Origin of the sequence: Streptomyces sp. NBC_00212 (assembly GCF_045206365.1) — a bacterium.
GTDB lineage: Bacteria > Actinomycetota > Actinomycetes > Streptomycetales > Streptomycetaceae > Streptomyces.
In genome coordinates this window covers 2327243-2350863 of the sequence record NZ_CP108115.1, presented here as the reverse complement: position 1 = coordinate 2350863, position 23621 = coordinate 2327243, and the positions used below count along the sequence as shown (strand labels likewise).

General features: G+C 71.5%; 20 protein-coding genes and 1 pseudogene. 17 read left to right on the top strand and 4 right to left on the bottom strand.

Going from position 1 to position 23621, the window contains the following annotated elements; translation table 11 throughout:
* Positions 1-25 precede the first annotated feature (25 nt).
* Positions 26-925 carry a LysR family transcriptional regulator gene (locus OHA17_RS10655; RefSeq protein ID WP_053726359.1) on the bottom strand — a complete coding sequence of 300 codons (900 nt, stop codon included), beginning with the start codon at positions 923-925 and terminating at the stop codon, positions 26-28.
* A gap of 174 nt (positions 926-1099) precedes the next feature.
* Here OHA17_RS10655 and OHA17_RS10650 point away from each other — a divergent pair, with 174 nt between their 5' ends.
* From OHA17_RS10650 to OHA17_RS10640, 3 genes are read left to right on the top strand one after another with little or no spacing between them, the layout of a single operon-like run.
* Positions 1100-2539: an MFS transporter gene (locus tag OHA17_RS10650; protein WP_406506145.1), complete on the top strand. Its 1440-nt coding sequence runs from the start codon at positions 1100-1102 to the stop codon at positions 2537-2539.
* A complete protein-coding gene (locus tag OHA17_RS10645; RefSeq protein WP_406506143.1) occupies positions 2536-3870 on the top strand; it encodes a hypothetical protein in 1335 nt (444 codons plus the stop codon). The genes OHA17_RS10650 and OHA17_RS10645 overlap by 4 nt, the downstream gene beginning before the upstream one ends.
* A 53-nt stretch (positions 3871-3923) precedes the next feature.
* Entirely contained in the window at positions 3924-4616 is a 693-nt protein-coding gene (locus tag OHA17_RS10640; protein WP_406506141.1) for a 4'-phosphopantetheinyl transferase family protein, read from the top strand.
* 96 nt (positions 4617-4712) lie between these two features.
* Here the strand turns inward: OHA17_RS10640 and OHA17_RS10635 are convergent, their stop codons facing one another.
* Positions 4713-4841 carry a hypothetical protein gene (locus OHA17_RS10635; RefSeq protein WP_406506139.1) on the bottom strand — a complete coding sequence of 43 codons (129 nt, stop codon included), beginning with the start codon at positions 4839-4841 and terminating at the stop codon, positions 4713-4715.
* Entirely contained in the window at positions 4838-4999 is a 162-nt protein-coding gene (locus OHA17_RS10630; protein ID WP_406506137.1) for a hypothetical protein, read from the bottom strand. Before OHA17_RS10630 ends, OHA17_RS10635 begins: the two co-directional genes overlap by 4 nt.
* A 108-nt stretch (positions 5000-5107) precedes the next feature.
* Between OHA17_RS10630 and OHA17_RS10625 the strand changes: the two are divergent.
* The 10 genes and pseudogenes from OHA17_RS10625 to OHA17_RS10580 form a co-directional block, all read left to right on the top strand.
* Positions 5108-5557 (top strand): annotated as a pseudogene (locus OHA17_RS10625) (AfsR/SARP family transcriptional regulator); the annotation flags it as partial.
* 103 nt (positions 5558-5660) lie between these two features.
* Complete coding sequence (locus tag OHA17_RS10620) at positions 5661-7229, top strand: acyl-CoA carboxylase subunit beta (protein WP_406506135.1); 1569 nt, start codon at positions 5661-5663, stop codon at positions 7227-7229.
* Positions 7230-7293: 64 nt separating this feature from the next.
* Positions 7294-7476, top strand: a complete 183-nt coding sequence (locus OHA17_RS10615) for an acyl-CoA carboxylase epsilon subunit (protein WP_406506133.1) — start codon at positions 7294-7296, stop codon at positions 7474-7476.
* Between the two features lie 132 nt (positions 7477-7608).
* Positions 7609-9105, top strand: coding sequence for a DUF4192 domain-containing protein (locus OHA17_RS10610; RefSeq protein ID WP_406506131.1), 1497 nt, complete (start codon positions 7609-7611; stop codon positions 9103-9105).
* 222 nt (positions 9106-9327) lie between these two features.
* The gene (locus OHA17_RS10605; RefSeq protein ID WP_406506129.1) at positions 9328-11358 is read left to right on the top strand and encodes a glycogen debranching N-terminal domain-containing protein; all 2031 of its coding nucleotides are present in this window, start codon (positions 9328-9330) and stop codon (positions 11356-11358) included.
* Between the two features lie 95 nt (positions 11359-11453).
* On the top strand, positions 11454-12218 hold the full coding sequence (locus OHA17_RS10600; RefSeq protein ID WP_053725527.1) for an NUDIX domain-containing protein: 765 nt from the start codon (positions 11454-11456) through the stop codon (positions 12216-12218).
* A 272-nt stretch (positions 12219-12490) separates the two neighbouring features.
* A complete protein-coding gene (locus OHA17_RS10595; RefSeq protein ID WP_406506127.1) occupies positions 12491-14215 on the top strand; it encodes an ATP-binding cassette domain-containing protein in 1725 nt (574 codons plus the stop codon).
* Positions 14216-14375: 160 nt separating this feature from the next.
* Positions 14376-15260 (top strand): FadR/GntR family transcriptional regulator, encoded by an 885-nt coding sequence (locus tag OHA17_RS10590; RefSeq protein WP_406506125.1) that lies wholly within the window; start codon positions 14376-14378, stop codon positions 15258-15260.
* Between the two features lie 321 nt (positions 15261-15581).
* Positions 15582-17135 (top strand): RNA polymerase sigma factor, encoded by a 1554-nt coding sequence (locus OHA17_RS10585; RefSeq protein WP_053725543.1) that lies wholly within the window; start codon positions 15582-15584, stop codon positions 17133-17135.
* Between the two features lie 131 nt (positions 17136-17266).
* Positions 17267-18079, top strand: a complete 813-nt coding sequence (locus OHA17_RS10580) for a S1 family peptidase (protein WP_406506123.1) — start codon at positions 17267-17269, stop codon at positions 18077-18079.
* A 110-nt stretch (positions 18080-18189) separates the two neighbouring features.
* Here OHA17_RS10580 and OHA17_RS10575 read toward each other — a convergent pair whose 3' ends face one another.
* Positions 18190-18420, bottom strand: coding sequence for a hypothetical protein (locus OHA17_RS10575; protein WP_120720925.1), 231 nt, complete (start codon positions 18418-18420; stop codon positions 18190-18192).
* 434 nt (positions 18421-18854) lie between these two features.
* Here OHA17_RS10575 and OHA17_RS10570 point away from each other — a divergent pair, with 434 nt between their 5' ends.
* The 4 genes from OHA17_RS10570 to OHA17_RS10555 all read left to right on the top strand — a co-directional run bounded on the left by OHA17_RS10570 (position 18855) and on the right by OHA17_RS10555 (position 23572).
* Entirely contained in the window at positions 18855-20972 is a 2118-nt protein-coding gene (locus OHA17_RS10570; RefSeq protein WP_406506121.1) for a type IIA DNA topoisomerase subunit B, read from the top strand.
* 202 nt (positions 20973-21174) lie between these two features.
* Positions 21175-21693, top strand: a complete 519-nt coding sequence (locus OHA17_RS10565) for a DUF1453 domain-containing protein (protein WP_406506119.1) — start codon at positions 21175-21177, stop codon at positions 21691-21693.
* Entirely contained in the window at positions 21690-22886 is a 1197-nt protein-coding gene (locus tag OHA17_RS10560) for a sensor histidine kinase (RefSeq protein WP_406506117.1), read from the top strand. Before OHA17_RS10565 ends, OHA17_RS10560 begins: the two co-directional genes overlap by 4 nt.
* Complete coding sequence (locus OHA17_RS10555; RefSeq protein ID WP_406506115.1) at positions 22883-23572, top strand: response regulator; 690 nt, start codon at positions 22883-22885, stop codon at positions 23570-23572. Before OHA17_RS10560 ends, OHA17_RS10555 begins: the two co-directional genes overlap by 4 nt.
* Positions 23573-23621: the final 49 nt, after the last annotated feature.

The following is a 23621-nucleotide window of genomic DNA, read 5'->3' as shown; positions in this document are numbered from 1 at the left end:
GGCGTCGCCGCACCGGGGCGGGCGGCTACAGGGCCGGACTGCCGAGCAGTTCGCGCGCGGTGTCCAGGAACGGGCGCAGGCCCGGCGACTCGGCGCCCTGCGCACGCCAGGAGACCTGCACCTCCGTCTCCCGGCGGGCGTTGGTCCACGGCACCGTCTCCAGGGCGCCCCGCGCCAGGTCGGCCGCAACCGCGATCCCCGGGAGCAGCGCGCAGCCCATCCCCTCGGCGACGCAGCTGCGCAGCGCCCCGATGCTGGTCAGTTCGGCCACCACGTTCGGCCGGGGGCCCCGCACGGAGCCCAGCGTCTCGTCGTACATCCGGCGGTAGCTGCAACCGGGCTCGGTCACCAGGAAGTCCACACCGGCGAGTTCGGCCGTGGTCACTTCCTTCATCCTGGTCAGCGGGTGCCCGGGGGGCGCCACCACGACGACGGTCTCGGGAGCCAGCGCCATGCTCTCGAACTCCGGCTCCGTGGGCGGCGGTCCGAACGTGAAGCACAGATCCAGGGTTCCCTCGCGCACCCCGCCGCGGGACTCCGACCGGTTGCCAGGACGCAGCACGACCCGGACCTTCGGATGGGTTTCCCGGAACCGGGTCAGCAAAGAAGGCAATCGGTAGACGCAGAGCGTTTCCGGCGCGCCGATGGTGAGTTCGCCGGCCGGGTCCGCCATTCCGGACACCGCGGCCCTCGCCTCCTCGGCGAGCTGGAGCATGCGCTCGGCGTACTCGACCAGACGGTTTCCCGCATCGGTGAGCCGTATCCGGCGGCCGGAACGGTCGAAAAGGGCCACCCCCAGATCCGCTTCGAGCGACTGGATCTGCTCGGTGACACTCGACTGGGCATAATTCAGGCGCTCGGCCGCCCGTGTGATATTGAGGGTTTCGGCAACGGTGCGGAACGTGTTCAACTGACGGAGCTGCATCTTTCGGCCTCCCCCGGTCCATCGGCGCTTCCGATGGTGCAATCGGAATTTCCCGTTTCTCTTTCGCCCGGGCTCCCGCCAGGCTGTAACAGCCGCAGGTTCTCGACCCCGGCCGCCTCGAATTCAGTTTTCCGCATCAGCGATTCCACATCAGTAATGGAGAAGGGAACAACTATGTCCTCGCAGTCATCGACGGTGACGGCCGCACAAGGAGGGAGCGCTTCGGCGGGCGTCAAGCCCGAGGCCGGGGTCCGGCGCAAGGGGCTTCTGCTTCTGGGCCTTTCGCTCGGCTACTTCATGGTGCTGCTCGACACCAGCGTGGTGAACGTGGCACTGCCCGCCATCCGCGATGATATCGGCGGCGGCCTCTCCGGGCTCCAGTGGGTGGTCAACGGATACACCCTCACCTTTGCCGCGCTGCTGCTCACCATGGGTGCGCTGTCCGACCGGTTCGGCGCCCGCAAGGTATTCCTGACCGGCACTTGGGCCTTCCTCATCGCCTCCGGACTCACCGCCGCGTCCCCGAACCTGGGCGTTCTGATCGGCATGCGCGGTGTCCTCGGCATCGCGGGCGCGGCCCTGCTGCCGGCCTCGATGGCCGTCATCGCGACCGCCTACACCGACCCCGCCCAGCGGGCCCGCGCACTCGGATCGTGGGCTGCCATCACCGGTGTCGCGCTCGCGGCGGGCCCGGTCGTCGGCGGTGTCCTCACGGACACGCTGGGCTGGCGCTTCATCTTCGTCATCAACGTGCCGGTCGCCCTGCTCAGCGTGCTGATCACCCGCGCCTTCGCGCCGCAGGTGCCCCGCAATCCGAACCGTGCCATCGACCTGCCCGGCCAGCTGCTCGCCGTACTCGCCCTGGCGGGCCTGACGTTCGGCGTCATCCAGAGCGAGCCCGAGGGCTGGACGTCCGCGCCGGTGCTCATCGCGCTGGCCGTCGGTGTTGCCGCCGCGATCGGCTTCATCATGGTGGAGCGCCGCGAGCCCGGTGTGCGCGGCCCGATGCTGCCGCTCCAGCTCTTCCGCAAGGCCACCTTCTCGGTCGGCCTGCTCAACGGTCTGCTCGTCAACTTCGGCCTCTCCGGCGTCCTGTTCGTCATGTCCCTCCACTTCCAGCAGGGCCTCGGCTACACCGCCATGGCCGCCGGCCTCGCCTTCCTGCCGCTGACCCTGCCCACCGCGTTCAACCCGATCTACACCGGGCGCCTGGTCGCCAGGAAGGGCCCGCGCATCCCCTCGATCCTCGGCTTCTCGCTGATGACGGTGGGCGCGCTCATCCAGCTGCTCTTCGTGGGCGGCGACGGCGCGGGCCAGTACGCGCTGACCGCGGTCGGCCTGCTGATCTTCGGGTTCGGTGTCTCCTTCGCCATCCCGTCCCTGGTCACCACCCTTGTCTCGTCGGTGCCCAAGGAGCAGGCGGGCATCGCGTCGGGCGCCCTCAACTCGGCCCGCCAGACCGGCGCCGTGGTCGGTGTCGCGGTCCTCGGCTCCGTGCTCCAGGCCTCTCCCGGCGACAGCGGCACCAAGGTCGCCCTGTCGGTCGCCGCTGCGGCCCTCGCGGTGGGCGCCCTGCTCGCCGTCGGGTACATCGGCCGGCGCACCGCCCAGTGAGCGAGCGGCGGGCGAGCCGGTTCACCGGCGCCGGACTGCCCCGGGGCAGCACCGGCGCGGGCTCCCCGCCCGTCCTGCGGGGCGATGCGCGCCGCGGCGACGAGACCATCCACAAGCTGCGGGCGGTCATCCGCTCCCACGGGGTGCCCACCGTGGAGCGCGGCTGGCCGCCACCCCCGGCGCCGCACCCGCCGACGGCCGCCCAACTGGCTGCCTCCTTCAAGGAGAACGGACGCCTGGTTCTGGCAGTTCCCGCTCCGGACAGCACACGACAGCCGTACGGAGCGGACAGCGCACGGCAGTCCCACGGAGTGGACGCGGACCTGGACACCCCGGTCCGTGCCCGGCAGCCGTACGCGGCCGGCGCGGACCCGGACACCCGGGTCTGGCTCACCGTCCCGAGCTGCGCGGCCGACGGGCACGAGACGGGCTGCCGCTGCGACCCGGAGCTGGCGGGGGCGTTCATACGCACCGTGCTCCCGGGCTGGCTCGTGGCCGCCGCCGACACCCGGCTGCGCACCGCGGTGCGGGCCTACCAGGAGCACTACGCGCCCGTGGACGACCTGTCCGCGGTCGGGGCGCTCACCGGGTCCTTCGCCGACGTACTGCTCGCCGACTGCGTGGTCGGCGCCGCGACCGACGCACTGCGCGCCGGAACCGGGAGGCGGGCCCTGACCGCCGTGTGCGGACACCTGGTGCCGCGACTGCTGCGAGAGGGCGCGGAGGAACTGATTCCGTTGAACGCGCGGCGCCGGGACGGCAGCCTCGCCCGGTCCGCGTACGACTTCTCGGCCGCCCGCGAGGGCGAGGCCCTGATGGCGGCGGCCGGCCCCGTCGGCGCCCGGCTGCCGCAGCTCCTCGCCGAGTTCCAGCCCGGATCAACGGGTCGCGAACTGCGGCTGCTAGGGCGGGAGTTCCGCGACTTCTCCGGTCTGCCGGACGGGCGCGACCCGGCCGGCGGAAGCTTCCGGGAGGTCATCCGGATGCTCAACCGGGAACTGCGCGGCCTGGAACGGCGCCGCTCCTACCTCGGCCGCCCCACGCCCGGCGGGCCCGACCCGGCGGCCCTCGCGGTCGCCGACCGGCTCGCGCTGCTCACCGCGGCGGCCTGCGGCCTCGGCAGACTGCGGTTCACCGGCGAGGACACGGACCGTGCCTGGCTGCTGCTGGCCCTCACCAGGGTGCTGCGGCGCCTGGGCCACTCGACGCCGAGACTGCCGAGGGGCCAAGTGGGGCTCGTCCTCAAGGAATTGATCGTCCGTGACCGCGAGGCACTGGCCTACGACCTGTCCCGGGAACGGATCGACCTGGAGATCGGGAGCACGGCTTGACACAAGGGCCGACACCCGCGCTATATGCGGCGCGGGGCCCGGACGACCTGGAAGTGGCAAGGATCAGGAAGGAGTTGGAGGAGAGCCGGTGCATCGTCGTGGCGGGCCGGACCGAGGACTGGTGGCCGCGCGAGACCGGGCCCGACGCGGAGGACATCCGGGCACTGCTCGGCGCGGACCGCGCCCGGGCCGACCGGCAGCCCACACCGGAGCGGCGCATCCGCTTCATCGTGTCCCGGCTGATGCTCAGAGCCACCGCCGGCGCCCTGCTCGGCGCCGACCCCGCACTCTTCGAGGTCGCCTACACCGCGACCGGGCGGCCTTATTTAAGAGGCTGTGACGAGCTGGACATCAGCGTCGGCGACTGTGAAGGACTGGTCGCCGTGGGCCTGATGGACGGCGGCCGGGTCGGCGTTGACGTGGCACCGCTGCAACCGCCGCCGCTGCGGCTGCCGTCCGTGGAACACCTGCTCACCCGGCACGAGCTGGACCGCCTGCACGCGGCCCGGCCGTCCGCGCGCCACCCGCTGCTGCTCCGCTTCCTGACCCTGAAGAATTCCTATGCCAAGGCGATGGGGAGCGGACGGAGGATTCCCTACGCCGATTTCGGATTGACGACGGACCGCGATGGGTGCCACCTCATGGGGAAGGACGGGCGCTTTTACGTGCCCGGCCTCGGGGCGGCCTCCAATAATTTTGGTTCCACTCATCTGATTTCCGCGACAGGCGTTGCCAAATCTGGGTAGCCTGCACCCCATCCGTGCAGGTCGGACGTGGGGTGGGGTCCCCGGAATTAAACCGTTCGGTACGTTCGGAAATTGACGAGACAGAGCAATCAACGCTCAGGGGGAGTTGTCTTGGATATCGGAGTGCTCGGTGACGTCCAGATAATGGACGGCGAACTGGGCTGGGGACCGACGGCGCCGAAGCAGCAGCAGTTGCTCGCCACCCTGGCCCTCGCCGTCGGTCATGTGGTGACCATGTCGAGCCTGATCGACGAGCTCTGGTTCGGGGTGGTGCCCCCGCGCAGCGCGGTGACCGCGGTCCAGACGTACGTCATGAACCTGCGTTCGCTGATGACCTCGCGGTCCTCGCACGGGCGGCTCGACCCGAAGGACGTCCTGATCACCTCGCGCGGCGGCTACCGGCTCGACCTGGGCACCGGCACCGTGGCGCCGACCTCTTCGAGCAGGCCGTCGACGAGGGCTGCCAGTCGCTCAGCGAGGGCGACAACGCCGAGGCGGCCCAGGCCTTCCAACGCGGTCTCGCCCTGTGGCGCGGCGCGGCACCACTGGACGGCGTCCCGCTCGGCCCGCGCCTTTCCCTTGAGGTCTCCCGCCTCGAAGAGCTCCGGCTCACCGCCCTTGAGGGCCGCATCGAGGCGGGCATCCGCATCGGCCGCCACCGCCAAGTCCTGGGCGAGCTCCGGTACTTAACCGAGAACCACCCGCTGCACGAGGGATTCCACGCCCAGCTGATGCTCGTCCTGCACCGGACCGGCCGCCGCGGCCAGGCCCTGGAGACCTTCACCCGGCTGCGCACCGCCCTGCGCGAAGTGCTCGGCATCGACCCGATGCCCGAACTGCAGGACCTGCAAAGGGAGATCCTGCACGGCGCCGGCGAGAAGCGCTGGGCCGCACAGGGCGCCGGCTGGGGCGGCATGGCCGTCGTCGGGCGGGTGGGCTGATGAGCGTTGTACGTGACCTGCGCGCCGTACGTGACCCGCGCAACGAAGCCGCACGCACAGGGGCCGCCCGGCTGGGGGCCGCGAGAAACGAGAGGGATCCGGCATGATCACACCGCAGCCGACGGCGACCCGCAACCGGGTCACCGAGCTTCTTGCGTTGCGCGAGGAGGCCCGTCGTGGGCCGAGCAAGCGCGCGACCGAGGCGCAGCACGCCAAGGGCAAGCTGACGGCGCGTGAGCGCATCGACCTGCTGCTCGATCCCGGTTCGTTTCACGAGGTGGAGCAGTTGCGTCGGCACCGTGCGGTCGGTTTCGGCCTGGAGGCGAAGAAGCCGTACACCGACGGTGTGATCACCGGCTGGGGCACGGTCGAGGGCCGCACGGTCTTCGTGTACGCGCACGACTTCCGGATCTTCGGCGGCGCCCTGGGCGAGGCCCACGCCACGAAGATCCACAAGATCATGGACATGGCGATCGCGGCGGGTGCCCCGCTGGTGTCGCTCAATGATGGTGCGGGCGCCCGTATCCAGGAGGGTGTTTCTGCCCTCGCGGGGTATGGCGGGATCTTCCAGCGGAACACGCGCGCGTCGGGGGTGATTCCGCAGATCAGCGTGATGCTGGGCCCGTGCGCGGGCGGCGCGGCGTACAGCCCGGCGTTGACGGACTTCGTGTTCATGGTGCGTGAGACGTCGCAGATGTTCATCACGGGTCCGGACGTGGTGCGGGCGGTGACGGGCGAGGAGATCACCCAGAACGGCCTCGGCGGCGCCGACGTCCACGCCGAGTCCTCCGGCGTCGCGCACTTCGCGTATGACGACGAGGAGACGTGCCTGGCCGAGGTCCGGTATCTGATCTCGATGCTGCCGTCGAACAACCGGGAGAACCCGCCGGTCCACGCGTCCGACGATCCGGCCGACCGCCGCTCCGAGGTTCTCCTCGACCTGGTGCCCGCGGACGGTAACCGTCCGTACGACATGCACAAGGTGATCGAGGAGCTCGTCGACGACAGGGACTTCCTGGAGATCCACGAGCGGTGGGCCCGCAACATCATCTGCGCGCTGGCCCGGTTCGACGGCCAGGTCGTGGGCATCGTCGCCAACCAGCCCCAGTCCCTGGCCGGGGTCCTGGACATCGAGGCCAGCGAGAAAGCAGCCCGCTTCGTACAGATGTGCGACGCGTTCAACATCCCGATTTTCACCCTTTTGGACGTACCCGGGTTCCTACCGGGCGTCTCGCAGGAGCACGGTGGGATCATCCGGCACGGCGCGAAGCTGCTGTACGCGTACTGCAACGCGACGGTGCCGCGGATCTCACTGATCCTGCGCAAGGCCTACGGCGGCGCGTACATCGTCATGGACTCGCAGTCGATCGGCGCGGATCTGACCTACGCCTGGCCGACGAACGAGATCGCGGTGATGGGTGCCGAGGGTGCCGCCAATGTCATCTTCCGCCGTCAGATCGCGGAGGCCGATGATTCGGAGGCGATGCGGGCGCGGATGGTCAAGGAGTACAAGGCCGAGCTGATGCACCCGTACTACGCGGCCGAGCGGGGTCTGGTCGATGACGTCATCGATCCCGCCGAGACCCGGGCCGTCCTCATCGCCTCGCTGGCGATGCTCAAGACCAAGCACGCCGACCTGCCGTCCCGCAAACACGGCAACCCACCCCAATAGCAAGGGAGTTCATGCCGTGAGTGCCAATGCTGTCGCACGTGATGCCGTCGTAGACGATGAAGGCGTGCGTAACGCGGTCGTCCGGATAGAACGGGGCGAGGCCGGCCCCGAGGAGCTCGCCGCGATCACCGCGGTGCTCCTGGCGCGGGCCGCCGCCCTGACCGCCGCCCCGGCCGCGGAGCGCGCTCGCGCCAGGGCGGGATGGCGCACCCCGGGCCACCGCGCGCCCCACTCCTGGCAGGGCTGAACTCGCCCTGTGGGGGCGGTCGTTGGGCCTCGGCCTTCCGTCCGCGTCATTTGTATGACCAGCGCCTTCGGTCTGTGGACAAGGTTATCCACAGGGGTGGTGGGAGATCCGTGATCGCGAAACCCTCAAGTCATGCGAGACACGAGCGAATCCCACGAATCCGAATCCCCTGAGCCCGGCTCCCGCGAGGGTGAATCCTGTGGCTCCGAGTCCCGCGGGTCCGGCTCCCGCGAATCCGAATCCCACGGCTCGTCGGGCGAGCCACGGATCACCCTGCGCGGCCCGGCCGAACTGGCCGACGCACTGCCGTACTTGATGGGTTTCCATCCGACCGACTCGGTGGTGCTCGTCGCGCTGCACGGCGAGAGCGGCCGGTTCGGCGGTCGGGTCAGGGTGGGGCTGCCCGCCTCGCCGCAGGAGTGGTCCGACATCGCCGAACAGCTCGCCGACTGCCTGGTCACGGGAAGCGAGCGGCGCGGGCCACGGCCCGACGGCATCGTCGTCTTCCTCTGCCAGGACCCGTCGTCGGGCGGCACCGGACGCGAAGTGATGGACCGGCTGCGGCCATTGGCCCAACGGCTCCGCGTCGCGTGCGGCGGCCTCGACGTCCCGGTACTCGAAGCGCTCTGCATTTCCGACGGCCGCTACTGGTCGTACTGCTGCCCGGACACCCGCTGCTGCCCACCGGAGGGCAACGTGCTCACCCTGCCGGGAACCTCCGTCATGGCGGCCGCCGCCACCTACGCGGGCGTCCAAGTGCGCGGCTCCCTGCGGGAGATGGAGGAACGGCTCGCACCCTGGCGGACCGGGGCGGCGGACGAGCAGGAATGGGCGCTGGACGCCGCGGCCGCCGAGATGTTCCCCCGCATCCTGAGCGAGGGCGACCGGCGCACCGTGGCCGACGAGACGCTCGACCTGGCTGCCCGGCTCATGCGCCGGATCGCGCAGGCGCCCGCACCTGCCCGCGGCACGGACGCCCTCCCGGCGGGCGGCCGGGGGGTCGCCACCCTGCTCCTCGGCAGGAACGCGTCGGACGACCTGGACGACGGGCTCATCGCCCACGACGAGGCGGCGGCCGTGATCCTCGGCCTCCAGGACCGCACGACCCGGGACTGGGCCGCGGAATGGATGGAGGGGCCGGAAGCGGGGCCGGCCCTGCGCCTGTGGCGGGCGCTGGCCCGCCGCTGTGTCGGCCCGTACGGCGACCATGCGGCGGCGCTGCTCACCCTGGCGGGCTGGGTCTCCTGGTCGACCGGTGACGACCCGAACGCCCGGGTGGCGTTCAGCCTCGCCCTGCGGGCGGACCCCGACTACCGCTTCGCCCAACTGCTGCACCGGGCCTGCAACGGAGGCCTCGACCCCGAGGAGTTGCGCGTCTGCCTGCGCGAGGAACGCGCCGCGAGGCTGGCCGGGGACGCTGTCGGCGCGGAGGAATCCGCAGACCCGCCCGCGCGCCGCGAGGCCCGTCCCGAGCCGCGCCGCAAGTCCACTCCGAGCTCGCGGAAGAGCGCCAACAGCCCTCACCGGCACGTGAGTTCGGGCCGCCCCGAGCCCACCCGCCCCAAGCAGGCGAAGGTACGAGACCGGGTGCGCCGCCGAGGCGGGGAGCCGGTGAACCGGGAGGGGTGAGGAAGACGGCGCGGGCCGCTCCGTCCTGGAGTGCCGGGTCGAGGGGGAGACACGGGCCACCCGGCCCCTGGGCCGCGACCGGGGGCGATCCGTCCGTGACCCGGTCGAGGCTCGTGGCGTTCACCCGAGTGGCGGCACGGCACCGGGCACCGCGCCGCACGGGCGGCAGCCTCCGCCAGGCCCACCATCGTCGCCCGGAACGGACAGCGAAGAAGGGTACCCATGGTGTTCACCGCCCCTCCCCGCACCGGCACCGGGAGCACACCGGGGCCGGTCCCGCCGAGAACGGCCGGGCCGCTCGGTGAGCTGCCCGCCGTGCACGCGGCCGTGATCTGCGTGGCCCTGCCCGGCCTCGCGGTGTCGCCGGAGCACGGACAGCTGACCGGGCAGGGCCTCGAAGGCTTCTACCAGCATGGCCGACGGCTGCTCTCCCGCTGCCAGTTGAGGGTGGCGGGCCGCGACCCGATCGCCGTGCAGGGCAGGTCGATATCGGCCGACCGTGCCCGCTTCCTCGCGGTGGTCCGCACCGCGGCGGACGGCGGGCCCGACCCCGAGATCGCCGTCGAGCGCCTCCGGCAGGCGGACGGCACCGAGCGGATCACCCTGAGCAGCTCGGCGGTCCGGCCGCTGAGGCTGCCGGTGGAGATCGCCCTCGGCACCGACTTGGCGGAGCTGGGCGCGGTGGCCGCCGGCCGCGCCGGGCCCGAACTGCCCGCCAGTGTCCACGACTCGGGAATGCGCTGGACGTCGGGCGGCGCCCACTCGGCGGTGACCGCACAGCCACCGCCGACCGACGCGCTCGCGTCCGCCGGGGTGCTGCGCTGGGCCCTGGAACTGCCTCCGGGCGGCTCGTGCACGATCCAGCTGACCATCAGGACCGGCCGACCGGTGCGGCCGCCCGGACACGCCGCGAGCCCGCTGCCCTCGCCCCAGGAAGCCAGGGCCGAGGGCGACGACCCTCGGGTGGCGGTGCTGCTCCAGCACAGCATCGACGATCTGCGGGCGCTGCTGATCCGCGACCCGGCCCGCCCGGCCGACCTGTACGCGGCGGCCGGAGTCCCCTGGCGATGCGGTTCGGCACCGGCGGAGGCGCTCTGGGCGGCTCGGATGGCGCTGCCGCTGTCCACCCGGCTCGCGGCGGCCACCCTCCGCACCCTCGCGAGGACTCAACTCCCGGGTCCTGGAGCAGAGTTGGGGCGTATCCCCGGCCCGTTCAGGGATGCGGGCCCCTACCTTCCGCCCGGCTGTTCGGGAGTGGAGGCCACCCTGGCCTTCCCGGTCGTGCTCGCGGAGGCGCGGCGCTGGGGCCTGCCGGAGCCGGCGGTGACCGAGCTGCTGCCCGCCGCCGAGCGCTGCCTGCACTGGCTGGCCACCGCCCTGGACGACAACGGCTACCTCGCCGAGACCGGCCCCGGGGCTGCCGGATTCGTACGCGCCGAGACCCAGGCCCACGTCCACCGGGCCGCGCTGCTCGGCGCGGAACTGCTGCGGGAGTGCGGCCGTCCCGGAGCTGACGCGTGGCTCGCGCGGGCCGGGGCGCTCAGGGACCGGTTCCGGGCCGAGTTCTGGCTGGACCACCTCGGCGGCGGCCGCCCCGCTGCCGCCCGCACCGCCGACGGCCGCCCGGTGCCGCTGCTCGGGGCGGGCGCAGCCCACCTGCTGGACACGGGGCTGCTCGGCGGCGGCCGGCTCGCGCCCGGGCTGCTCGACAAGGTGCAGACCGAACAACTGGCCCGGCTGCTCGGCGGCCCCGCGATGGACTCGGGCTGGGGGCTGCGCGGGCTCGCCGTCAAGGAGCCCGGGTACAACCCGTTCGGGCACCGGGCAGGGGCGGTGCGGGTCCACGAGAGCGCCGTCGCCGTCGCGGGCCTTGCGGCCGCCGGGTACGAGAAGGAGGCCGTCTCCCTGCTGCGGGGCGTCCTGGCCGCCTCGGAGGCATTCGGCCATCGGCTGCCCGAGATGTACGCGGGGGAGCAGCGCACCGCCGACAGCGTGCCCGTGCCGCATCCGGCCGCCTGCCGTCCGGCGGCGGTGGCGGCCGCGGCAGGCATCCAACTGCTCACCACCCTGGCCGGGATCCGCCCGGACGCCCCGGCCGGATCGGTCGCGCTGGACCCGATGAGGTCGGCCCCGCTCGGCGCGGTCCGGCTCTCCGGCCTCAGTGTCGCGGGGGAGCCGTTCACGGTGCGGATCAGCAGGCTCGGGGTCGGCATGGTCGAGCAGGCCGCTGAATGGCTCCAGTTGGGAGGCTGAGCGGGATGGGCGCAGCGGAAGGTGCCACGGGAGAAGAAGTGCCGGAGGGTGTCGAGGGGAGTGTTTATCGTCAGGCAGACGACTATGATCGCCGCATGTCGCCCTACGACCCGTCGGCCTTTCCGCCCTTCGCCGTGACCGTCGACCTGGTCGTGCTGACCGTGCGCCGCCACGCGCTCTGCGCGCTCGTGGTGCGCCGCGGGGAGCCACCGTTCCAGGGGCGCTGGGCGCTGCCCGGCGGATTCGTCCGCGACGACGAGGACCTCTCCACCGCGGCGGCCAGGGAACTCGGCGAGGAGACGGGGCTGTGCGCCTCGGACCCGTCGGCCCCGGCGCTCGCCAACGGCGCGCATCTCGAACAGCTCGCCACCTACGGCGACCCCCGGCGCGACCCCCGGATGCGGGTGGTCAGCGTGGCCCACCTCGCCCTCGCTCCCGACCTGCCCGCACCGCGCGCGGGCGGCGACGCGCACAGTGCGCGCTGGGCCCCCGTCGAGGACCTGCTCGGGCAGGAAGGCGGATTCGGCCGCGAAGGCGAGCAGCCCGCGCCGCTCGCCTTCGACCACGCCCAGATCCTGGCGGACGGAGTGGAACGCGCCCGGTCGAAGATCGAGTACTCCTCGCTGGCCACCGCCTTCTGCCCGGCCGAGTTCACCGTCGGCGAGCTGCGCCGGGTGTACGAGGCGGTGTGGGGCGTCGCCCTGGACCCGCGCAACTTCCACCGCAAGGTGACCGGCACCCCGGGCTTCCTGGTCCCGGCCGGCGGCACCACGACCCGGCAGGGCGGCCGCCCCGCCCAGCTGTTCCGGGCCGGCGGCGCCACGCTGCTCAACCCGCCGATGCTGCGCCCCGAGGTCTGACCCGAAGGAGAACGAGGGGCCGAGGATCCGACGGGGTCGGCCCCGGCCCCGGCGCCGACCCCGCTGCCAGGGGCAGAGGCGTCCCGATCCCGGCCCGGGCATCCGGGACGGACCGGACCGGGAGGTGTCCGCTCGTCCCGCCGTGGCCCCCAATGGCCTGACATCCGGGGCCACATCGCCCCGACCATGCACCAAAAGTCCAAAATGTCGCGTTATCTTGCTGCGGTACCCCGGCCTGCCGCCGAGCGGTCTCATCTACCGCGGGAGAAGCGATGCTCCAGGCAATCGGACTCACCAGTGCCCCCCGCCGAGACCTTCCGTCCGCCGTCGACGACCTCACCTTCGAGGCGAGACCCGGGCAGCTCACCGCCCTCCTTGGCCCCCCGGGCTCGGGGCGGACGACGGCCCTGCGTCTGATGCTCGAACTCGAACCGGGCCGGGGCGTCACCTACTTCCGCGGCCGCCCCCTGCACGAACTCGCCCACCCCGCCCGCGAAGTGGGCACCCTCCTCGGCGATGTGCCCGGTCACCCCGCACGTACCACCCGGGGACAGCTCAAGCTGATGTGCACCGTCGCGGGCGTCCCCGTGTCGCGCGCCGACGAAATGCTTGAGGTCGTCGGCCTCTCCGGCCTCGCCGACCAGCGCCTGGGCACCCTCTCGCTCGGCATGGACCGCCGCCTCGGCCTCGCCGCCGCACTCCTCGGCGACCCGCACACCCTCCTTCTCGACGAGCCCGCCGAGGGCCTCTCCCCCCGCGAGAACGCCTGGCTCTACGGACTCCTGCGCGGCCACGCCGGCCACGGCGGCACCGTCCTGTGCACCTTCGCCGATCCCAAGGAGGCGGCCCGGGTCGCCGACCGCGTCGTCACCATCGACGGCGGCCGGCTCGTCGCCGACCAGGACGCCACCCAGTTCGCCCGCACCCGGCTGCGGCCCCGCGTCGCCGTCGCCACCCCGCACGCCGCCCGCCTCGCCGCCCTGGTCGGCCGGGAGGCGCGCGCCGCCCAGCGGTCCGTCGAAGTGGTCGCCGAGGACGGCAACCACTTGTCCGTGTACGGCAGCAGCTGCGCGGAGGTCGGGGAGACGGCCTTCCGCAACGGCGTGCTGCTGCACCGCCTCGCCGACGAGATCGGCGACACCGGCCCGAGCGTCACCGTCCCACCCCAGGAACGGACCGGACCGCCCCGTGGTTCCCACCCCCTGCCCATCACCCGCAGGCCCGCCCGCACCCCGCTGCGCCCCCTGCGCTACGAACTGCGCAGACTCCTCGGCGTACGGACAACGTTCTTGCTGGCCGCGGGTGTTCTGGCGCTGTCGGCCGTCCTGTCCGTGCTGCTGGCCAGGGCCGGGCACGCCCCGCTGCCGCGGCTCCTCGCGGCCTGGCCCGGCCTGCTCCCGCTGCCGCCCGCCGCGCTCGGTGCGGGCCTGCTCGGCGCGCTCGCCTTCGGCGACGAGTACCGCTACCCGGCGCTCGCCGCCGACCGGGGCACCGTGCCGCGCCGGCTCGGCCTGCTCGGCGCCAAACTCGCCGTGACCGCCGGGGCCGCCCTCCTGCTCGCCGCGCTCGCGGCGGCGGTCGACCACCAGGCCCTGCGCCTGGTGTACGGCGGCGACATGGCGGGGCCACCGCGCGAATGGCTCGCGTGGGGCGCCAGTTGGGCCGGTCTCACGGTCGGCTGCGCCTGGGCCGGGCTGCTCGCCGCCGGGATCTTCCGGGCCACCATCGCGGGCCTCGCCGCGGTCCTCGCCGTGCCCGTCGCCGTCGTACCGCTCCTGAGGAAGGCCGTCGACGGGCACTCGGTGCGCTCCGTCGCCGGGCTTCCCGACCGGCTGCGCGACCTGGCGTGGGTGCGGTGGCCGCACGCCCTCGACCACTGGCTCATCGCCGTCCTGCACCTGGTCGCCGAACCCGTCGGAGCCGCACTCGCGTTGTCGATCACCGTTCTGATCTGCGCATATCTGGTCACCGGCCTGCGTGCCAGGGCCCGTTGGTGAGGCACCGGCGACCAGAGAGCGAGCATCTGCCCAGAACTCCCTTGGGAATGCCCGCTTCTTTCCGATAAAGCGTCAATTGCGGGGCGGGCGGTGATCACCCTTTCGTGTGCTTTTCACCAAAGACCTCAAGGGGCACCGCGGTCCCGCCGACAAAGGGTGCATGAGCACCCTTGCGCACACCATGATGACCGCCCGCACCGCCGACGCCGGCCTCTCGGCCCCGGGCGAACTCGACCGCTACCCCTACGGGGAGGCGCGCCCCTCCGGCCGGATCGGCACCCCCTCCTGGGACAGCGGGGACGCGGAACTCGGCCGGGTGGGCCGCCGCGCGGCAGGCAGCCGAGGCCGCGGCCTGCACGGTCAACTCGTCCAGCAGCTCGGCCAGATGATCGTCTCCGGCGACCTCGGCGCGGACCGCCCGCTCGTCCCCGAGGAGATCGGCCAGCGGTTCGAGGTCTCCCGCACGGTGGTCCGCGAGTCCCTGCGCGTGCTCGAGGCCAAGGGCCTGGTCAGCGCCCGGCCCAACGTCGGCACCCGGGTCCGGCCGGTCAGTGACTGGAACCTGCTGGACCCCGACATCATCGAGTGGCGCGCCTTCGGCCCCCAGCGCGACGACCAGCGCCGCGAGCTCGCCGAGCTGCGCTGGACCATCGAGCCGCTCGCCGCCCGCCTCGCCGCGGGCCACGGCCGCGAGGACATCCAGCAGCGGCTCGGCGACATGGTGGAGATCATGGGCCACGCCCTCGCCCAGGGGGACGCGATCACCTTCTCGCGGGCGGATGCCGAGTTCCACTCCCTACTGATCCAGCTCGCCGGCAATCGGATGCTGGAGCATCTCTCCGGCATCGTCTCGGCCGCGCTCCAGGTCTCCGGCTCCCCGGTCACCGGCTGTGACCGCCCCTCGGACGGCTCCCTCGCGCACCACGGGCGGATCGTGGACGCCCTCGCCAACGGCGACCCCATGGCGGCCGAGACGGCCGTACGTCAACTGCTCACCGTCCACCCGGAGGTGGAGCGGGTCGTCCCCGCGCCGCGCGAGCACTGACCGGAGTCCCGCCGGAGGTAGTGTGCCGCCGGATCCCGGAGGGGGTCCGGCGCACTCGATTACGGGGTATATGCCCCTTGTGACCCCTAGGTCGCCTTTGGAGTGTGACTCGGGCCACGAAGATTGCGCGTAACACTCCTCGGAACCATGCGATGACTTAAGAGGTAACAGCCGAGGAGGGAATACAGCGGCCATGCGTGGCGCTGTGCAGCTCCGAGGTTCAGCCCGCGCCCCCGGCACATTCCCAGCCGGTGGTCGTCGGCTCCGGCCCGATCCTGGGCGGGGCCGGAAGCCGTTTTCCATCGTTTCGAGAGGTTGTTCGTGTCGGCCAGCACATCCCGTACGCTCCCGCCGGAGATCGCCGAGTCCGAGTCTGTGATGGCGCTCATCGAGCGGGGAAAGGCTGATGGACAGATCGCCGGCGATGACGTGCGTCGGGCCTTCGAAGCCGACCAGATTCCGCCGACCCAGTGGAAGAATGTTCTGCGCAGCCTCAACCAGATCCTCGAGGAAGAGGGTGTGACGCTGATGGTCAGTGCCGCGGAATCACCGAAGCGCACACGCAAGAGCGTCGCAGCGAAGAGCCCGGCGAAGCGCACCGCCACCAAGACGGTCGCGGCCAAGACGACCGTGACCACCACCAGGACCGTCGCCGCCTCCGCGGCCCCGGCCGAGACCGTGGACGTATCGGCGGACGAGGCCGAGGACGCCCCCAGGAAGGCCGTCGCCAAGAAGGCGGCCGTCAAGAAGACCGCCGCCAAGAAGACGGTGGCCAAGAAGACCGCGGCGAAGAAGACCGCCGCCAAGAAGGGCGACGACGAAGAGGTCGTCGAGGGCGACGAGCTCCTTGAGGACGCCGCGCCCGGCAAGGGTGACGACGAGGAGCCCGAGGGCGAGAGCAAGGGCTTCGTCCTGTCCGACGAGGACGAGGACGACGCTCCGGCCCAGCAGGTCGCGGTCGCCGGAGCCACCGCCGACCCGGTCAAGGACTACCTGAAGCAGATCGGCAAGGTCCCGCTCCTCAACGCCGAGCAGGAGGTCGAGCTCGCCAAGCGCATCGAGGCCGGCCTGTTCGCCGAGGACAAGCTGGCGAACGCCGACAAGCTGGCGCCGAAGCTCAAGCGCGAGCTGGAGATCATCGCCGAGGACGGCCGGCGCGCCAAGAACCACCTCCTGGAGGCCAACCTCCGTCTGGTGGTCTCGCTGGCCAAGCGCTACACCGGCCGCGGCATGCTCTTCCTGGACCTCATCCAGGAGGGCAACCTCGGTCTGATCCGCGCGGTCGAGAAGTTCGACTACACCAAGGGCTACAAGTTCTCCACGTACGCCACCTGGTGGATCCGTCAGGCGATCACCCGCGCCATGGCCGACCAGGCCCGCACCATCCGTATCCCGGTGCACATGGTCGAGGTCATCAACAAGCTCGCGCGCGTCCAGCGCCAGATGCTCCAGGACCTGGGCCGCGAGCCCACCCCGGAGGAGCTGGCCAAGGAGCTCGACATGACCCCTGAGAAGGTCATCGAGGTCCAGAAGTACGGCCGTGAGCCCATCTCGCTGCACACGCCCCTGGGTGAGGACGGCGACAGCGAGTTCGGTGACCTCATCGAGGACTCCGAGGCGGTCGTCCCGGCCGACGCGGTCAGCTTCACGCTCCTCCAGGAGCAGCTGCACTCGGTGCTCGACACCCTCTCCGAGCGTGAGGCGGGCGTGGTCTCCATGCGCTTCGGCCTCACGGACGGCCAGCCGAAGACGCTGGACGAGATCGGCAAGGTCTACGGCGTGACCCGCGAGCGGATCCGCCAGATCGAGTCCAAGACCATGTCGAAGCTGCGCCACCCGTCGCGCTCGCAGGTGCTGCGCGACTACCTCGACTAGGTCGCGGTCGTACGTCGTCGAGGGCCCGGTCTCCTTTGGGAGGCCGGGCCCTCGGGCGTATCCGCGGGTGCGGGGCGCGGCTCACTGAATGACGCTGGGTGTGCCTGTGTCACCGAGAGTCAGGAGACCCTATGCGCCGCTGTTTCGCCCGAGCCGTCACAGGGGCGGCCGCCCTTGCGGCCACCGGACTGGGGGTGCCGCCGCTCGCGGCCGCCGATGAGGTCGTCATCGGCGGGCAGCGGGTCGAGATCTCGGACAGCCCCTGGGTGGTGGCGCTGTCCAGCCGTGACCGGTTCGGAGGTACGCGTGCGGGCCAGTTCTGCGGGGGCGCGGTGGTCTCGCCCACCACGGTCCTGACGGCCGCGCACTGCCTGCGCCACGACGTCCTGGGCGTGGACGTGTCCCAGGTACGGGACCTCAAGGTGATCGCGGGCCGCACCGAGCTGCGTTCGAACGCCGGCCAGGAGATCCGGGTGAGCGCCACGTGGGTCAACCCGGGCTACGACGCGGGGACCAACGTGGGCGACATGGCGGTGCTGACCCTGGCAACCCCGTTGCCCGCCTCGTACGTGATCCCCACGGCGCCGGCGGGGGACGCGGCGTACAAGCCGGGCGTCCGGGCCACGGTCTACGGCTGGGGCGACACGACGGGCGGCGGCAAGTACCCGACGGCGCTGCGTGCCGCCCCCGTCACGGTGTTGGACGACGGGGCCTGTGCGCGCGCCTACCCGCCGAACTCGGACGGGACGTACGAGGCGACCACCATGCTCTGCGCGGGCGACCCCAGGGGCGGCTACGACGCCTGTCAGGGCGACAGCGGTGGCCCGCTGGTGGCCCAGGGTCGGCTCATCGGCCTGGTCTCCTGGGGCAACGGCTGCGGACGGGCCGACAGCCCCGGGGTGTACACGCGGGTGTCAGGCGTGGCCAGGCCCGCCACCGACTGAGCGACAGGAGAGCCGGCCGGACATGAGAACAGGCGGTCGCTCCCCCTGCACGGGGAGCGACCGCCCGTCGCCGGTCCTGGACCGGCCCTGGCTCGTCGTGATGCGAGGTCTCAGTGATCCTCGTCGCCTGCGGACTCGGGCACCGCCGTGAGGCGGTCCGTCTCGTCCTGTATGTCAGCGGCGATCTTCTTCAGTTCCGGCTCGAACTTACGTCCGTGATGAGCGCAGAAGAGCAGCTCGCCGCCGCTGGTCAGGACTACGCGAAGGTAGGCCTGTGCGCCGCAGCGGTCGCAACGGTCGGCGGCCGTCAGGGGGCTCGCGGGGGTCAGAACAGTAGTCACGTCGCCTCTTCTCTAGCTCGACGAGCTGTCGTACCAGGGTCAACATCCAACCAGGCCGAAAACGTTCCCGCTCGTGGCTTTTCCTCGAAAGTTCTTGGTCAAGGTGGCTGTCTGCTGCCGGTTGGCGGCGAATGAGCCGTATTGCGGAGCTTTACGGGTTTCGCGTTGCTTGTCTCGTTTGGCCCTCCCGGCGGGGTTGCCGGTTGTTCATGAGGACGTGCCCGGAGCCTAAATGGTTCATGCCTGAATGGGAACGTGATATCCGCATCACCCCCACGAGGGATCGAACATGTTTGCGACGCTGGACTAGCATGAGGATTCGCGAGGGTGGCGTTACAACGGCTCTACCAGGCCTCGGTACCCTCAGACCGGCGACCGACGCCGACCCCTTACCCACCAGGGGCGCAATTGAAATTCAGCGAGGAGCGAACTGCGTGACCGCCGAGACGTCCGTTCCGTCCACTGCGCTGCTGAGCGGGGCAGACCGCGACGGCTCCAACTACACCGCTCGGCATCTGCTCGTACTCGAAGGCCTCGAAGCGGTCCGTAAGCGACCCGGCATGTACATCGGGTCGACGGACAGCCGCGGTCTGATGCACTGCCTCTGGGAAATCATCGACAACTCCGTCGACGAGGCCCTGGGCGGCTACTGCGACCACATCGAAGTGATCCTGCACGACGACGCCTCCGTGGAGGTGCGCGACAACGGCCGGGGCATCCCCGTCGACGTCGAGCCCAAGACCGGGCTCTCGGGCGTCGAGGTCGTCATGACCAAGCTGCACGCCGGCGGAAAGTTCGGCGGCGGCTCCTATGCCGCATCCGGCGGCCTGCACGGCGTCGGCGCCTCCGTGGTGAACGCGCTCTCGGCCCGCCTCGACATCGAGGTCGACCGCACCACCACGCACTCGATCAGCTTCCGCCGGGGCGTGCCCGGCATCTTCACCGAGCAGGGCCCCGACGCGCCCTTCGACCCGGGCAGCGGGCTGCTCAAGGGCAAGCGCGTGCCCAAGGGCCGCACCGGCACCCGCATCCGCTACTGGGCCGACCGCCAGATCTTCCTCAAGGACGCCAAGCTCTCCCTGGACACGCTCTACCAGCGGGCCCGCCAGACGGCGTTCCTGGTGCCGGGCCTGACCATCGTCGTGCGCGACGAGCGCGGCCTCGACGGCGAGGGCAAGACCGAGGAGACCTTCCGCTTCGACGGCGGGATCAGCGAGTTCTGCGAGTACCTGGCCCAGGACAAGGCCGTCAACGACGTGCTGCGCCTGTCCGGCTCGGGCACCTTCAAGGAGACCGTCCCGGTCCTCGACGACCGCGGCCACATGACGCCCACCGAGGTCACCCGGGAGCTGGCCGTGGACATCGCGCTGCGCTGGGGCACCGGGTACGACACCAACCTCAAGTCGTTCGTGAACATCATCGCCACCCCCAAGGGCGGCACCCACGTCACCGGCTTCGAGCGCTCGGTCACCAAGACCGTCAACGAGGTGCTCCGCTCCGCCAAGATGCTGCGGGTCGCCGAGGACGACGTCGTCAAGGACGACGCCCTGGAGGGGCTCACCGCGGTCGTCACCGTGAGACTCGCCGAGCCGCAGTTCGAGGGCCAGACCAAGGAGGTCCTGGGCACGTCCGCGGCCAACCGGATCGTCGCCAACGTGGTCGCCAAGGAGCTCAAGGAGTTCCTGACCTCCACCAAGCGTGACGCGAAGGCCCAGGCAAGGGCCGTCCTCGACAAGATCGTCGCGGCCGCCCGCACCCGCATCGCGGCCCGCCAGCACAAGGAGGCGCAGCGCCGCAAGACGGCGCTGGAGTCCTCCTCGCTGCCGGCCAAGCTGGCCGACTGCCGCAGCGACGACGTGGAGCGCAGCGAGCTGTTCATCGTCGAGGGAGACTCGGCGCTCGGCACCGCCAAGCTCGCGCGGAACTCCGAGTTCCAGGCGCTGCTGCCGATCCGCGGCAAGATCCTCAACGTTCAGAAGGCGTCGGTCTCCGACATGCTGAAGAACGCGGAGTGCGGCGCGATCATCCAGGTCATAGGGGCGGGCTCGGGCCGGACCTTCGACATCGACGCGGCGCGGTACGGCAAGATCGTGCTGCTCGTCGACGCCGATGTCGACGGCGCGCACATCCGGATCCTGCTGCTGACCCTCTTCCAGCGCTACATGCGCCCGATGGTCGAGGCGGGCCGGGTCTTCGCCGCGGTGCCGCCGCTGCACCGGATCGAGCTGGTCCAGCCCAAGAAGGGCCAGGACAAGTACGTGTACACGTACTCGGACAGCGAACTGCGCACCACGCTGCTCGAGTTCCAGCGCAAGGGCGTCCGCTACAAGGACACCATCCAGCGCTACAAGGGCCTCGGCGAGATGGACGCCGACCAGCTGGCCGAGACCACGATGGACCCGCGGTTCCGCACCCTGCGCCGGATCAACATCGGCGACTTGGAGGCCTCCGAGCAGGTCTTCGACCTGCTGATGGGCAACGAGGTCGCGCCGCGCAAGGAGTTCATCACCAGCTCCGCCGCCACCCTGGACCGCTCCCGCATCGACGCGTGAGCCGGGTCTGACGAACGCCGGTCCGGGAGTTCCCCGGGCCGGCGTCCGTCGTCTCCACCCATGGGTGGAGAGGAAACCTCCACCCGCGATCCACCCCTGGTCCGATGCCTCTGACCAGGTCGTTTCCGTAACTTCGTAGACGTACAGGCAGTCCGATTCCCGTGTTCCTGTCTTCTCGTCTTCTCGTAGTCCGGAGGCTTCGATGTCCGCGCTCTTCAACGTGCTGGTGGCAGTCGAGGTGGTGGCGCTGATCCTGGTCCGCCAGTTCAAGCCGCAGCAGCTGGGCGGCGACGGAAGGAAGTGGTGGCTCATTCCCGCCGTCCTGGTGTTCTTCGCGGTGAAGGACGGCGGCCTCATCGACCAGCACCACCAGGCCGGCTCGATGGCCCTGCTCGGCGCCGAGCTCGTGACCGGCGTGCTCATGGGCGTCGGCTGGGCCTGGACGTCGAGGATATGGACCGAGCCGGACGGCACGGTGTGGTCCCGCGGCACCAAGGCCACCGCCGGGATCTGGGTCCTGGGCATCGCCCTGCGCGTGGGGCTCGCGGCCCTCGGCGCGCTGGCCGGGATCCACATGGGCACCGGCGCCATCCTGGTCGCGCTGGCCGCCTCCCTGCTCGTCCGCGGCGCCATCCTGATGTGGCGGGCCCGCCCGGCCCTCGCGTCGTACGGTGTTGCTGCCGCAAGCCCCGCCCAGCAGGTGTGGAAGGACCGCGTGTGACCCTGGAGACCTGGCTCAGCTGGCCTTCGCGGGAAGCACTCTCCCGCGAGGGCCTGACCCGTGCCAGACGCAATCTCGCCCGGGGCATCAGGGCCGTGGTGTTCGGCGGGCTGCTCTGGTCCACGTTCAGCAGCAAGCAGGGCCCGGGGAACCGGGCGTGGACCTGGGCGGCGGGCGTGGCGCTCGTGCTGGGCTGCGTCCTGCTGGCCCGGGTGTTCTTCCGGTTCACCCTGGAGCACCGGCTCTGGCCCTCGCTGGCCACGCTCGTGCTGGTGATGGGAGCCGCCGCCGGCGCCGGGGCGGCGGGCTGGCCGGTGCTCGCGCTGGTTCTGTGGTGCGGCTGCGCGGTGACCGCCCTTGAACGGCTGCCGCTGGGCGCCGCCGTGCCGTGCACGGTGGTGGCACTGGCCGCGTACAGCCTGGTCAACAACGACAACTGGCTGACCACGGCGGTGACCGCGGCGGGGCTCGGGCTCGCCGGATATGTGCTGCGCCTCGATGCCGAGGCCCGGGGCAACGCCCAGCGGCTGCTCTCCCAGGAGCGGGCCGCGCGGGCCGCCGAGGCGCAGTCGGCCGCGCTGGGCGAGCGGGCCAGGATCGCCCGCGAGATCCACGACGTACTGGCGCACAGCCTCTCCGCGCAGCTGGTGCACCTGGAGGCGGCGCGGCTGCTGATCGAGCGGGAGCCGCCCGGAGAGTTCCGGGAGAAGATCCTCGAACGGGTGGTGGCCGCCCGGGGCATGGCGCGGGAGGGCCTGGCCGAGACCCGCCAGGCGCTGTCCGCGCTGCGCGGCGAGATGACCCCGGTGGAGGACTTCCTGCACACCCTGATCGAGGCATCCGGAGCCGGGACGGGGCTCGCTCCGGGCGCCCGGGTGCAGGTGGAGGGGGAGCGCAGGGCGCTGCCCGCGGAGGCCTCGCAGGCCGTGCGCAGAGTTGCCCAGGAGGCCCTGACGAATGTGCGCAAGCACGCGCCGGGCGCGGTCGTCGCCGTACGGCTGGAATACCTGCCGGACGAAGTGGCCCTGGAGGTACGGGATTCGGGCGGGAGCAAGCGGGCGGGCGAGCTCGCTGTCAGTGGTTCCGGATACGGTTTGCTGGGGATGAGGGAGCGCGCCGAACTGCTCGGCGGGACGCTGGAGGCCGGGCCGGACGAGGAGGGCTTCGTGGTGAGACTGAGGGTGCCCGCATGACCGGGAGCGGGCGCGGGGCACGGGGGACGATCAGGGTGGTCGTGGCCGACGACCAGTCCGTGGTGCGCGAGGGAATCGTGATGCTGCTCGGGCTGCTGCCCGGCATCGAGGTCGTCGGATCGGCACGGGACGGCGAGGAGGCGGTCGCCCTCACGGCCGAACTGGCTCCGGACATCGTCCTGATGGACCTGCGCATGCCGCGCTGCGACGGGGTCGAGGCGACCCGCCGCATCCGGGCCGGGCATCCCGGCACCGAGGTGGTGATCCTGACGACGTACGCGGACGACGACTCGCTCTTCCCGGCCCTGCAAGCCGGAGCGCGGGGCTATCTCACCAAGGACGCCGGGGGCGAGGAGATCGTCAAGTCGATAGAGGACGTGCTGGCCGGGCAGGCCGGGCTCGCCCCCGCCGTACAGCGCCGGCTCCTGGAACGGGTGACCGCGCCTCCGCCCGTCCCTTCCGCGTCGGCCGAGCTGCCCGACGGGCTCACCGTGCGCGAGGGCGAGGTGCTGGGGCTGGTTGCCGAAGGGATGTCCAACCTCGAGATCTCGCGGGCCCTGCACATCTCGACAGCCACCGTGAAGACGCACATCAACAACATCTTCGGCAAGACCGGGGTGCGCGACCGGGCGCAGGCCATGCGGTACGCCTACCTGCACGGCCTCGCTCAGCTACCGCGCGGCTAGGGGTCTCCTGAGGCCCCGCCATCACCTAATGGAGTGAAGCGGGGGCATA